Raw genomic sequence first — 13,374 nt, 5'->3', positions numbered from 1 at the left:
TTAGAACCTCAGGCCAGTAATAAACGATACCAGACGGACCAATATACCATCCAGGCCCCACAGAATCAGTGACATCACGGCGGTTACCGCGGCAACGATCAACGTGGTGTGTAACGTTTCCTGACGAGTTGGCCAGATCACTTTACGTACTTCAGTACGCGCTTCGCGCGCAAACGCAACGGTGGCCTTGCCTTTAGTGGTCATCAATGCCACTGCACCTGCAACGGCAATAACCACGACAACGGCCAACGCACGCAGCGGCAGGCTGAAATCACGGTAGTAATAGTTACCGACGATAGCCACAACCAACAGAACGGCGACGATTGACCACTTGGCCGCTTCAAGGCCGCGCCCGCTCCCTTGAGCCTCGGTATTCGCACTCATAAACCAACCTGTCACTAATGATTCGAACAAACAACTTTGCCTCGCAATGCGAGGCAAACCAAACCGAACAGATGCCGCTTGGCAGCATCTCGGTGTTTTACGCCATGACGTATTTCAGTCAATACCGTTTAAGAGCCCATCTCACCAATGATTATGACTGCAAAATCGCTGATGAGATAGGTTCTAGTTCACAGCGTAGAAAAAGGGCATCAAATGATGCCCTTTTATCGCATGTCGCGTCAAATATTATCCGCGATTAAGCGATAACTTTGGCAACAACGCCCGCGCCAACGGTACGGCCGCCTTCACGGATTGCGAAACGCAAGCCTTGGTCCATAGCGATTGGGTGGATCAGGGTAACAACCATGTTCACGTTATCGCCTGGCATTACCATCTCTACGCCTTCTGGCAGTTCGATGGTACCGGTCACGTCAGTTGTACGGAAGTAGAACTGTGGACGGTAGCCTTTGAAGAATGGAGTATGACGACCACCTTCTTCTTTGCTCAGGATATACACTTCTGAATCGAACTGAGTGTGCGGCTTGATGGAACCTGGTTTAGCCAGTACCTGACCACGTTCGATGTCTTCACGCTTGATACCACGCAGCAGAACACCAACGTTCTCACCAGCACGGCCTTCGTCCAGCAGTTTGCGGAACATTTCAACGCCAGTACAGGTAGACTTAACGGTGTCTTTGATACCAACGATTTCAACTTCTTCGCCAACTTTAACGATACCGCGCTCAACACGACCGGTAACTACGGTACCACGACCGGAGATGGAGAATACGTCTTCGATTGGCAGCAGGAACGGCTGATCGATAGCACGCTCTGGTTCTGGGATGTAGGAATCCAGGTGACCGGCCAGCTCGATGATTTTAGCTTCCCACTCAGCTTCGCCTTCCAGTGCTTTCAGCGCTGAACCACGAACAACCGGCAGGTCATCACCAGGGAAGTCATAAGCAGACAGAAGTTCACGAACTTCCATTTCTACCAGTTCCAGCAGCTCTTCATCATCAACCATGTCGCATTTGTTCATGAATACGATGATGTAAGGAACGCCAACCTGACGACCCAGCAGGATGTGCTCACGAGTCTGAGGCATAGGGCCGTCAGTCGCAGCTACAACCAGGATAGCGCCGTCCATCTGAGCAGCACCGGTGATCATGTTTTTCACGTAGTCGGCGTGCCCTGGGCAGTCAACGTGCGCGTAGTGACGAGTCGGGGTGTCATATTCAACGTGAGAAGTGTTGATGGTGATACCACGAGCTTTTTCTTCTGGCGCGTTATCGATCTGGTCGAAAGCACGTGCAGAACCACCGTAGGTTTTAGCCAGAACGGTAGTGATTGCAGCGGTCAGGGTAGTTTTGCCGTGGTCAACGTGGCCGATAGTACCGACGTTAACGTGCGGTTTTGAACGTTCAAATTTTTCTTTAGACATCGATTGTCCCTCTAAGACACGGATAAATCGGTGGTATCACCACATCAACCAAGCATTTGCTTGTTGAATTCAGGAAACAGAAAGAAAATCAGGGGGCGAGAAATTAAGAAGTGGTGCTGATAGGCAGATTCGAACTGCCGACCTCACCCTTACCAAGGGTGCGCTCTACCAACTGAGCTATATCAGCACATCTTGGAGCGGGCAGTGGGAATCGAACCCACATCATCAGCTTGGAAGGCTGAGGTAATAGCCATTATACGATGCCCGCATCCTGGAACTCGGCTACCTGACTTTTCTGTAGACTTTAAAGGTGGAGAGAAGGATTGTTCGTCGCTTAACTCTTCACCCTTCGTGCCAGCAACTTCCGTTACGCGGCGCGAACTGTTTGAAGGTTTTCACCTTCCCCGCTCGGCGCTTGATTCAGCATGACCGCTCGGTGTGACCATGAACTTCAGGTCTAAAATGGTGGTGGGGGAAGGATTCGAACCTTCGAAGTCTGTGACGGCAGATTTACAGTCTGCTCCCTTTGGCCGCTCGGGAACCCCACCAGATTTTAACTACTTTATACTTGAATGGTGCCGGCTACCGGAATCGAACTGGTGACCTACTGATTACAAGTCAGTTGCTCTACCTACTGAGCTAAGCCGGCATCAAGTGCAGCGCATTCTAGGTAGAGCTGACGGGCTATGCAACAAAAAAATTGCGATCTAAGCCCTATCGCTCATAAATCAGCCGATTTCTGCATCCGGCTCGCAATTTTTTACCGTTGAGGCGCAAAATTTCATCAATTATGGGCATTAATCTAAACTATTTTAGACCTACCCTGCTGAGGCTTTCCCTGAACTTTTCCGTATCGCTCAATCAAAGATAGCCTATCGGTTGAAAGCCGCGATCGGGATGGTGCACCACAAAAAGGACGGTGCTCTCTGATGGTGCTTATATACCGCTTTCGTCCCTGGACTGGCTGCACCCGCACAGGTTAGCCGCATTGGCGCGCTTATTGCTTATCATCATTATCCCTAATAGCCAGGAGGTATGACCGATGAAAATTGTCCTGATCAATGCGGCAACGCTTCCCATTTACCGCGCCGAACTGGCGCAGTTGCTCACCGATGCGGTCACTCACGGGGCTTCAGTAGGTTACGACACGCAAATTCCCCACGAAGATGCCGAGAGCTACTTCCATAGCCTACGCCCTGCTTTGGCCAAAGGAGAGTTGCTATTGTGGATTGCCAGAGATGAAAGCGGCGTCATTGGCACCGTCCAACTAGCCCTGTGTCAAAAGCCGAACGGCCGCAACCGGGCCGAAGTACAAAAACTGCTGGTGCACAGCCGCGCCCGCCGCAATGGCGTTGGGCAAGCGTTGATGAAATCGCTGGAAAAAATGGCGCTTGAGATCCGCCGTGGCCTGCTTTATCTGGACACCCAGGCCGGTTCTGCAGCCGAAGGGCTGTATCGCTCGTTGGGCTATCGTTGCCTCGGGGAGATACCCGATTACGCCGCGGCTCCCGACGGGTATTACCATCCGACGGCGATTTACTACAAGCGGCTGTTTGCCGTTCAACAACCCTCTCGCGCCGCCGTTAGCTGACCTGAAAACGGTATCATTGCCCAGTGATACCGCCTTGCAACAGGCCCTTTCTCAATTGCGTGCCTGTTCGCACTATTGGTAAAAACTGCCACTAATCGACCACAATTGCGAAAAAAGTCTACGCCTAAAAGCCAGCTGTCTATAATATGCAGTTTGATTATTATCTGGAGTTGGCGTCCAGCGCCTTTCCCAACCTGCGTTAACAGGCAGAATTTGGCTTATGATAAAAAGAGATCAATCTTTAGCGACGCCTTACCTTCAGTTCGATCGCAGCCAGTGGGCCGCGTTACGGGATTCGGTGCCGCTGACGTTGTCAGAAGAAGAGATTGTTAAACTCAAAGGGATTAACGAAGATCTCTCCTTGGAAGAAGTCGCACAGATCTACTTGCCGCTCTCACGGTTGCTGAACTTCTATATCAGTTCTAACCTGCGTCGCCAGGCAGTTCTGGAGCAATTCCTTGGCACTGATGGTCAACGCATTCCTTATGTGATCGGCATTGCTGGCAGCGTAGCCGTGGGTAAAAGTACCACAGCGCGTTTATTGCAGGCGTTGTTGAGCCGCTGGCCTGAACATCGTAGCGTGGAGCTGATCACCACAGACGGCTTTCTGCACCCGAACAAGGTGCTGAACGAACGCGGCCTGATGAAGAAAAAAGGATTCCCGCAATCCTACGATATGCATAGCCTGGTGAAATTCGTTTCGGAAGTTAAATCCGGTGCCAAACGTGTTACTGCCCCGGTATACTCTCACCTTATCTATGACGTCGTGCCAGAAGGCAATAAAGTTATCGAACAGCCTGATATTCTGATCCTGGAAGGATTGAATGTTTTGCAAAGCGGTATGGACTATCCACACGATCCTCACCGGGTATTTGTTTCCGACTTTGTTGATTTCTCAATCTATGTTGATGCCCCTGGCGATCTATTGCAAAGCTGGTATATCAACCGCTTCCTGAAATTCCGTCAGGGTGCGTTCTCTAACCCAGACTCCTATTTCCATAGCTATGCGCAGTTGCCGGAAACGGAGGCGATCAACATCGCCACTCAGCTGTGGAATGAGATTAATGGATTGAATTTACAGCAGAATATCTTACCGACTCGCGAAAGAGCCAGCTTGATTATGACTAAGAGTGCCAATCACGCTGTGGAAAGTGTACGGTTACGGAAATAATCGATAGCGTAAGAGAGGCCAATGGCCTCTCTTATTTTAGCTTATTCAGCACTCCGCAAAGATATCTCACCACCAATAAAGGGTTTTATTACCCCTTCCTGCTCAAGCAGCAATGCACCTTGCTGATCAATACCGCGGGCAATACCGAAAATCTGTTGTTCACCAATTAATAGCTTAACCGGGCGATCGATAAAGTTATCTAATTTACGCCAACGTGAAATAAAGGGAGCTAACCCGTCTATTTCAAATTGCCGTAATGAATTGCGTAGCTCATTAAGCAATTTGGCGGCCAATTCATTACGATCGATAGTGATCCCGGCTTCCTGTAGGTTGATCCAGCGCTGATCAATCTGACTGGCGTTGGTTTCGCGCATCGCCATGTTGATACCCGCTCCCAGCACCAACTGGGCTGCATCCCCGGTTTTACCGGTCAGCTCAACCAGAATACCGGCCAACTTGCGATCGTTAAGGTATAAATCATTGGGCCACTTCACACGGACCTGTTCTGCACCGAGACGCTGCAACACTTCTGCCATCACGATGCCAATAACCAGGCTCAACCCCATCGCGGCCGCTGGCCCTTGTTCAAGACGCCAAAACATGGATAAATATAGGTTGGCCCCGAAAGGTGAAACCCACTGCCGCCCACGCCGCCCACGCCCTGCCTGCTGATACTCGGCTATGCAGGCATCACCGGAAGTCAGTTCTGCAAGCCTGTCCAACAGATACTGGTTGGTTGAATCAACCACGGGCAACACTGTGACACGCTTGTCTTCCAGTAAGCCAAGAATACGCTCAGCGTCCAGCAAGTTGATCGCCGCAGGTAGGCTATAGCCTTTCCCCGGAACCGTGAACACATCCAAACCCCACTCCCGAATGGTCTGAATATGCTTGTTAATCGCTGCGCGGCTCATTCCCAATGACTCACCCAAATGTTCGCCAGAGTGGAACTCGCCGTCCGCCAGTAGGGAGATGATCTTAAGTGGAACTGTGGTGTCTCTCATGAAATGACCTCTACGGCATCCAACTCACCAGTGGCCCCCATAAAACGCACCTCCGGTTCTAACCAGACATCGAATTTCTGCGCTACCGTATTGCGCACGTGTCTGGCCAGTGCCACCACATCCTGGCTGCTGGCATTATCGACATTTACCAATACCAAGGCCTGCTGACGGTGCACCGCTGCGCCACCGATCTGATGCCCTTTGAGTGAACACTGATCGATCAGCCAACCGGCAGCCAACTTTTCTTGCCCGTCCGGCTGCGGATAATGTGGCATTGCAGGGTACTGGGCTAATAACGTTTTAGCGGCCTCCCCGCTCACCAGCGGGTTTTTAAAGAAGCTGCCTGCATTGCCGGTAATACGTGGATCTGGCAGCTTGCTGCGCCGCATGGCGCATACCGCGTCAAATACCTGCTGCGGCGTTACCGTCTTGGGATCCAGCTTGGCAAGGTCGCCGTAGTTCAGCAACGGGCTCCACTGTTTGCTAAGCCGTAAACCAACGCCCACAATCACGAAGCCTTGCTTAAGTTCATGCTTAAAAACGCTTTCCCGGTAACCAAACTGGCAGCGTTCAGGATCCATGCGATCGATTTCACCCGTAGTCAGGTTCAGCAGATCGACATACTCACAGACCTGTTTGAGCTCAATACCGTACGCCCCGATATTCTGGATCGGAGCCGAACCGACTAACCCCGGGATCAATGCCAGATTTTCCAGCCCCGGGATACCACGCTCGAGCATCTGGCTAACCAGATGGTGCCAATTCTCTCCAGCGCTGACATGCAGATGCCAGGCGTCCTGCTCTTCCCTGACGGTGATACCTTTTAACTGATTAATCATGACCGTACCGGCAAAATCCTCCAGGAACAGGACGTTGCTCCCTTCACCGAGTACCAGCAGTGGCTCTTGGCGCTTTTGCGCTTGCTGCCAGGCTTTAATCATCATTTCAATTTCTTCAGCAATGACTAAATGCGCTGCGTTGACCGGGAGCGCAAAAGTATTGTGATTTTTTAAAGACGCGCTTTCAGTAGACATGATTTAAATACTCTGACGGAACAAATTATCATCTAGTCTACTCGATCCACCGCGCATGGCTATTATTTGTTTTTATTCACTTGTAATTTCTTGTTAGCTAATAACCGCTGACTTCATAGGATATTAAAAATATCCTTGTAAATCATAACAATATGATAATTCCATTATCTCGATTCAAGCAGAAGTCTGAGTTATATAAAATCTATCGGCATTAATGATATGTATGAATTAGCCAGGCGGGTGTGGAACTAAAAATTTCATGAATATTTCCAGGTGGGAACCCGGTTATATTTAATCGTTTACCGATGCGGAGATAATTCGGGATAGCCGAGTAATGACCCCTCACCCTAACCCTCTCCCACAGGGAGAGGGAACCGATCGAGTCCACTGATATTCCTGCGCAATACCCCATCTTTCTGCTTACTCATCACTGCCGAAACGGCATGGGTTCATCAAAGCTTCCAACTTGCCGAAGCGGCACAGGCTCACCCACGGAGCCGGACAGCTCCCTCTCCCTCGCACGGGTGTTCAGGATGTTCTCGGTGGGTACTCTGGGAGAGGGCTGGGGTGAGGGGCATTTCCATTTCCGACCCATAGCAAAAAGGCCATCCTTGCGGATGGCCTCTTGGCTTAATTGATGCCTGGCAGTGTCCTACTCTCGCATGGGGAGACCCCACACTACCATCGGCGCTACGGCGTTTCACTTCTGAGTTCGGCATGGGGTCAGGTGGGACCACCGCGCTATTGCCGCCAGGCAAATTCTGTTTCATTTCAACCGCTTCACTCTCGTGTCGCCATTGAAACCAATCTCGGAACTTCGCTGAAAATCTACTTCAATCTCTTCAAAACACCTTGGGTGTTGTAAGGTTAAGCCTCACGGATCATTAGTACTGGTTAGCTCAATGCATCGCTGCACTTACACACCCAGCCTATCAACGTCTTAGTCTTAAACGTTCCTTCAGGGGCCTTAAAGGCCCAGGGAAGACTCATCTCGAGGCAAGTTTCGCGCTTAGATGCTTTCAGCGCTTATCTTTTCCGCACTTAGCTACCGGGCAGTGCCATTGGCATGACAACCCGAACACCAGTGGTGCGTTCACTCCGGTCCTCTCGTACTAGGAGCAACCCCTCTCAATCTTCCAACGCCCACGGCAGATAGGGACCGAACTGTCTCACGACGTTCTAAACCCAGCTCGCGTACCACTTTAAATGGCGAACAGCCATACCCTTGGGACCTACTTCAGCCCCAGGATGTGATGAGCCGACATCGAGGTGCCAAACACCGCCGTCGATATGAACTCTTGGGCGGTATCAGCCTGTTATCCCCGGAGTACCTTTTATCCGTTGAGCGATGGCCCTTCCATTCAGAACCACCGGATCACTAAGACCTACTTTCGTACCTGCTCGAGCCGTCACTCTCGCAGTCAAGCTAGCTTATGCCTTTGCACTAACCTCACGATGTCCGACCGTGATTAGCTAACCTTCGTGCTCCTCCGTTACTCTTTGGGAGGAGACCGCCCCAGTCAAACTACCCACCAGACACTGTCCTCACCCCGGATTACGGGGCCGAGTTAGAACATCAAACATTAAAGGGTGGTATTTCAAGGTTGGCTCCATGCAGACTGGCGTCCACACTTCAAAGCCTCCCACCTATCCTACACATCAAGGCTCAATGTTCAGTGTCAAGCTATAGTAAAGGTTCACGGGGTCTTTCCGTCTTGCCGCGGGTACACTGCATCTTCACAGCGAGTTCAATTTCACTGAGTCTCGGGTGGAGACAGCCTGGCCATCATTACGCCATTCGTGCAGGTCGGAACTTACCCGACAAGGAATTTCGCTACCTTAGGACCGTTATAGTTACGGCCGCCGTTTACTGGGGCTTCGATCAAGAGCTTCGCCTTGCGGCTGACCCCATCAATTAACCTTCCAGCACCGGGCAGGCGTCACACCGTATACGTCCACTTTCGTGTTTGCACAGTGCTGTGTTTTTATTAAACAGTTGCAGCCAGCTGGTATCTGCGACTGGCTTCAGCTCCGAGAGCAAGTCTCTTCACCTACGCGCCAGCGTGCCTTCTCCCGAAGTTACGGCACCATTTTGCCTAGTTCCTTCACCCGAGTTCTCTCAAGCGCCTTGGTATTCTCTACCTGACCACCTGTGTCGGTTTGGGGTACGATTTGATGTTACCTGATGCTTAGAGGCTTTTCCTGGAAGCAGGGCATCAACTACTTCTGCACCGTAGTGCATCGTCATCACGCCTCAGGGTTGATAGCGTTCCGGATTTACCAGGAACACCCCCCTACACGCTTAAACCGGGACAACCGTCGCCCGGCTAGCCTAGCCTTCTCCGTCCCCCCTTCGCAGTAACACCGAGTACAGGAATATTAACCTGTTTCCCATCGACTACGCCTTTCGGCCTCGCCTTAGGGGTCGACTCACCCTGCCCCGATTAACGTTGGACAGGAACCCTTGGTCTTCCGGCGAGCGGGTTTTTCACCCGCTTTATCGTTACTTATGTCAGCATTCGCACTTCTGATACCTCCAGCAAACCTCACAGTTCACCTTCAACGGCTTACAGAACGCTCCCCTACCCAACAACGCCTAAGCGTCGCTGCCGCAGCTTCGGTGCATGGTTTAGCCCCGTTACATCTTCCGCGCAGGCCGACTCGACCAGTGAGCTATTACGCTTTCTTTAAATGATGGCTGCTTCTAAGCCAACATCCTGGCTGTCTATGCCTTCCCACATCGTTTCCCACTTAACCATGACTTTGGGACCTTAGCTGGCGGTCTGGGTTGTTTCCCTCTTCACGACGGACGTTAGCACCCGCCGTGTGTCTCCCGTGATAACATTCTTCGGTATTCGGAGTTTGCATCGGTTTGGTAAGCCGGGATGGCCCCCTAGCCGAAACAGTGCTCTACCCCCGAAGATGAGTTCACGAGGCGCTACCTAAATAGCTTTCGGGGAGAACCAGCTATCTCCCGGTTTGATTGGCCTTTCACCCCCAGCCACAAGTCATCCGCTAATTTTTCAACATTAGTCGGTTCGGTCCTCCAGTTAGTGTTACCCAACCTTCAACCTGCCCATGGCTAGATCACCGGGTTTCGGGTCTATACCTTGCAACTATTCGCCCAGTTAAGACTCGGTTTCCCTACGGCTCCCCTATACGGTTAACCTTGCTACAAAATATAAGTCGCTGACCCATTATACAAAAGGTACGCAGTCACACCACGAAGGTGCTCCCACTGCTTGTACGTACACGGTTTCAGGTTCTATTTCACTCCCCTCGCCGGGGTTCTTTTCGCCTTTCCCTCACGGTACTGGTTCACTATCGGTCAGTCAGGAGTATTTAGCCTTGGAGGATGGTCCCCCCATATTCAGACAGGATGTCACGTGTCCCGCCCTACTCATCGAACTCACAGTTAATGCATTTTAGTGTACGGGGCTATCACCCTTTGCTGCGCGACTTTCCAGACGCTTCCACTAACACAAGAACTGATTCAGGTTCTGGGCTGTTCCCCGTTCGCTCGCCGCTACTAGGGGAATCTCGGTTGATTTCTTTTCCTCGGGGTACTTAGATGTTTCAGTTCCCCCGGTTCGCCTCGTATGGCTATGTATTCACCATACGATAGTGTGTCGAAACACACTGGGTTTCCCCATTCGGGTATTGCCGGTTATAACGGTTCATATCACCTTACCGACACTTTTCGCAGATTAGCACGCCCTTCATCGCCTCTGACTGCCTAGGCATCCACCGTGTACGCTTAGTCACTTAACCTCACAACCCGAAGGTGTTTCTGTAAACAGAGACACTGTCGTGCTGTTTATTTGAGAGACTCTATGACAGGTTAATCCTTACCCCAATACATCTACGGAGGGATAAGTTTCAGCTGTCATGTTTCAATTTTCAGCTTGTTCCAGATTGTTAAAGAGCAATATCTTAAACACGACTCGCAAGAGTCATCTTTAAGATAATCAGTCACGAATGACCGGTGATAATGTCTTTCACTCATTATCGGATGGCGTCCCCAAGGGGATTCGAACCCCTGTTACAGCCGTGAAAGGGCAGTGTCCTAGGCCTCTAGACGATGGGGACACAAAATCCGATTAAACCCAGGGTTTAACCGTTTCTCGTATCAGCATGAGTCCAGAAGACTCATTACATCAACAGGTAGCGCTTTGCTCATTACTTTTCATCAGACAATCTGTGTGGACACTGCACTCAACTGCATATCTTTAGGTAAGGAGGTGATCCAACCGCAGGTTCCCCTACGGTTACCTTGTTACGACTTCACCCCAGTCATGAATCACAAAGTGGTAAGCGCCCTCCCGAAGGTTAAGCTACCTACTTCTTTTGCAACCCACTCCCATGGTGTGACGGGCGGTGTGTACAAGGCCCGGGAACGTATTCACCGTAGCATTCTGATCTACGATTACTAGCGATTCCGACTTCACGGAGTCGAGTTGCAGACTCCGATCCGGACTACGACATACTTTATGAGGTCCGCTTGCTCTCGCGAGTTCGCTTCTCTTTGTATATGCCATTGTAGCACGTGTGTAGCCCTACTCGTAAGGGCCATGATGACTTGACGTCATCCCCACCTTCCTCCGGTTTATCACCGGCAGTCTCCTTTGAGTTCCCACCATTACGTGCTGGCAACAAAGGATAAGGGTTGCGCTCGTTGCGGGACTTAACCCAACATTTCACAACACGAGCTGACGACAGCCATGCAGCACCTGTCTCACAGTTCCCGAAGGCACCAATCCATCTCTGGAAAGTTCTGTGGATGTCAAGAGTAGGTAAGGTTCTTCGCGTTGCATCGAATTAAACCACATGCTCCACCGCTTGTGCGGGCCCCCGTCAATTCATTTGAGTTTTAACCTTGCGGCCGTACTCCCCAGGCGGTCGACTTAACGCGTTAGCTCCGGAAGCCACGCCTCAAGGGCACAACCTCCAAGTCGACATCGTTTACAGCGTGGACTACCAGGGTATCTAATCCTGTTTGCTCCCCACGCTTTCGCACCTGAGCGTCAGTCTTTGTCCAGGGGGCCGCCTTCGCCACCGGTATTCCTCCAGATCTCTACGCATTTCACCGCTACACCTGGAATTCTACCCCCCTCTACAAGACTCTAGCTTGCCAGTTTCAAATGCAGTTCCCAAGTTAAGCTCGGGGATTTCACATCTGACTTAACAAACCGCCTGCGTGCGCTTTACGCCCAGTAATTCCGATTAACGCTTGCACCCTCCGTATTACCGCGGCTGCTGGCACGGAGTTAGCCGGTGCTTCTTCTGCGAGTAACGTCAATGAACGGTGCTATTAACACCGAACCCTTCCTCCTCGCTGAAAGTGCTTTACAACCCGAAGGCCTTCTTCACACACGCGGCATGGCTGCATCAGGCTTGCGCCCATTGTGCAATATTCCCCACTGCTGCCTCCCGTAGGAGTCTGGACCGTGTCTCAGTTCCAGTGTGGCTGGTCATCCTCTCAGACCAGCTAGGGATCGTCGCCTAGGTGAGCCATTACCTCACCTACTAGCTAATCCCATCTGGGCACATCCGATGGTGTGAGGCCCGAAGGTCCCCCACTTTGGTCCGAAGACGTTATGCGGTATTAGCTACCGTTTCCAGTAGTTATCCCCCTCCATCGGGCAGTTTCCCAGACATTACTCACCCGTCCGCCGCTCGTCACCCAGGAGCAAGCTCCTTGTGCTACCGCTCGACTTGCATGTGTTAGGCCTGCCGCCAGCGTTCAATCTGAGCCATGATCAAACTCTTCAATTAAAAGCTTGATTTGCTTCAACTCGTGAAGCGATGCTCGAAAATTAACTTTCGTAATAATTCATTCGCATGAATTACTGCTTGGTCACTCTTCAAGACTTGATATTTTTTTGCTACCGAAGTAGCTGGATATCGTCTTGTGAGTGCCCACACAGATTGTCTGATAAATTGTTAAAGAGCGTTCGTTACCGGGATGTTTCTCGGTAACGCGGGAGGTGCATATTACGCTTTCCCGCTGAAGAGTCAACCTTTTTCTCTTACGAGACGCGGTGTTTTCACCGGGTTGCTTCTTCCTGGCTGGGCGACTTGTTCGTCGTTGTTCCCGGTCAGTGGAGGCGCATTATAGGGAGTTCTCAGAAGGGCGCAACCCCTAAATTCAAAAAACTTTTCAAGCGCGGCTTTTTTCGGCAAAACGCTGCACAAGGCAGCATTTCTATCACTTTTCGTACTGGATGCGGCTGAATTCCTGGGAAAAACGGTCCACCTGCTGCCAATCTGTATATTCCACTTCTTTACTGGTATCCGTCTCTCCCCCGGTCATTTTCATAATAAAGCGGATCATGACGCGATCGAACCAGCGATAACGCGGATAACGCAGCGCACCGGCGAACACGGCGCACTGCTTCGGCTGCCAAGGTGATGACAGTAAGAACTTACGGGTGTAGGCATTGGTTTGCGGCGAACGCTTTTCCGGTTTGCGTGCCGTCAGGTTAACCGCGAAGAACGCACTAGGCATCTGATTCAGTTGATCAGCGTGGCGTTTCACAAATCGGTGTAATGCCGTATTGAAATGCCCGTAGCGTATCGAAGCCCCTATAAGTACCTGTTGGTACTGCCCAAGCTCGATATGCTCTGCCTGCTGCAGATCGATAACGTCGCAGTTCAGGGTATCCTGCAACTGGTTAGCTATATAAGCAGCTATAGAGTGCGTTTGTCCGTCACGGCTAGAATAGAGAATCAGTGCCTTCATGGCGTTA

At 51.2% G+C, this 13,374-nt stretch carries 7 protein-coding genes, 5 tRNA genes, 3 rRNA genes and 1 other RNA gene; 2 read left to right on the top strand and 14 right to left on the bottom strand.

All coding sequences use genetic code 11. The features are described from left to right. The 7 genes from secE to WN53_RS09845 all read right to left on the bottom strand — a co-directional run bounded on the left by secE (position 1) and on the right by WN53_RS09845 (position 2,474). The gene (secE, locus tag WN53_RS09870; protein WP_021182153.1) at positions 1 to 384 is read right to left on the bottom strand and encodes a preprotein translocase subunit SecE; all 384 of its coding nucleotides are present in this window, start codon (positions 382 to 384) and stop codon (positions 1 to 3) included. A 256-nt stretch (positions 385 to 640) separates the two neighbouring features. Beyond that, the gene (gene tuf, locus WN53_RS09865; RefSeq protein ID WP_046808053.1) at positions 641 to 1,825 is read right to left on the bottom strand and encodes an elongation factor Tu; all 1,185 of its coding nucleotides are present in this window, start codon (positions 1,823 to 1,825) and stop codon (positions 641 to 643) included. Positions 1,826 to 1,936: 111 nt separating this feature from the next. Beyond that, positions 1,937 to 2,012: transfer RNA gene (locus WN53_RS09860), tRNA-Thr, on the bottom strand. Between the two features lie 6 nt (positions 2,013 to 2,018). Next, positions 2,019 to 2,093: transfer RNA gene (locus WN53_RS09855), tRNA-Gly, on the bottom strand. Positions 2,094 to 2,133: 40 nt separating this feature from the next. Beyond that, positions 2,134 to 2,244: non-coding RNA, RtT sRNA (locus WN53_RS29140), on the bottom strand. Positions 2,245 to 2,288: 44 nt separating this feature from the next. Beyond that, positions 2,289 to 2,373: transfer RNA gene (locus WN53_RS09850), tRNA-Tyr, on the bottom strand. Between the two features lie 25 nt (positions 2,374 to 2,398). Continuing rightward, positions 2,399 to 2,474 (bottom strand) — tRNA-Thr (locus WN53_RS09845). Between the two features lie 393 nt (positions 2,475 to 2,867). On the opposite strand from WN53_RS09845, the gene WN53_RS09840 reads away from it, so the two are divergent. Both WN53_RS09840 and coaA read left to right on the top strand, forming a co-directional pair. Continuing rightward, complete coding sequence (locus WN53_RS09840; RefSeq protein WP_024486839.1) at positions 2,868 to 3,416, top strand: GNAT family N-acetyltransferase; 549 nt, start codon at positions 2,868 to 2,870, stop codon at positions 3,414 to 3,416. Positions 3,417 to 3,636: 220 nt separating this feature from the next. Continuing rightward, positions 3,637 to 4,587, top strand: a complete 951-nt coding sequence (gene coaA, locus WN53_RS09835) for a type I pantothenate kinase (RefSeq protein ID WP_021808140.1) — start codon at positions 3,637 to 3,639, stop codon at positions 4,585 to 4,587. 41 nt (positions 4,588 to 4,628) lie between these two features. Here coaA and birA read toward each other — a convergent pair whose 3' ends face one another. From birA to hemG, 7 genes are all read right to left on the bottom strand, one after another. After that, entirely contained in the window at positions 4,629 to 5,591 is a 963-nt protein-coding gene (gene birA, locus WN53_RS09830) for a bifunctional biotin--[acetyl-CoA-carboxylase] ligase/biotin operon repressor BirA (protein ID WP_024486838.1), read from the bottom strand. After that, the gene (murB, locus tag WN53_RS09825) at positions 5,588 to 6,625 is read right to left on the bottom strand and encodes a UDP-N-acetylmuramate dehydrogenase (protein ID WP_024486837.1); all 1,038 of its coding nucleotides are present in this window, start codon (positions 6,623 to 6,625) and stop codon (positions 5,588 to 5,590) included. Before murB ends, birA begins: the two co-directional genes overlap by 4 nt. A 639-nt stretch (positions 6,626 to 7,264) precedes the next feature. Beyond that, positions 7,265 to 7,380, bottom strand: a 5S ribosomal RNA gene (rrf, locus tag WN53_RS09820). Positions 7,381 to 7,488: 108 nt separating this feature from the next. Beyond that, positions 7,489 to 10,396, bottom strand: a 23S ribosomal RNA gene (locus WN53_RS09815). A gap of 242 nt (positions 10,397 to 10,638) precedes the next feature. Next, positions 10,639 to 10,714, bottom strand: a tRNA-Glu gene (locus tag WN53_RS09810). A gap of 145 nt (positions 10,715 to 10,859) precedes the next feature. Beyond that, positions 10,860 to 12,400, bottom strand: a 16S ribosomal RNA gene (locus WN53_RS09805). The 16S, 23S and 5S rRNA genes sit together here with 1 tRNA gene alongside, the layout of an rRNA operon. Before the next feature lie 433 nt (positions 12,401 to 12,833). Continuing rightward, positions 12,834 to 13,367, bottom strand: coding sequence for a menaquinone-dependent protoporphyrinogen IX dehydrogenase (gene hemG / locus WN53_RS09800; RefSeq protein ID WP_021181453.1), 534 nt, complete (start codon positions 13,365 to 13,367; stop codon positions 12,834 to 12,836). Between the last annotated feature and the right edge of the window lie 7 nt (positions 13,368 to 13,374).

Source organism: Serratia fonticola, from assembly GCF_001006005.1.
Classification (GTDB): domain Bacteria; phylum Pseudomonadota; class Gammaproteobacteria; order Enterobacterales; family Enterobacteriaceae; genus Chania; species Chania fonticola.
Note: the sequence above shows the minus strand (reverse complement) of the source record. Positions and strands in the feature narration are given on the sequence as shown.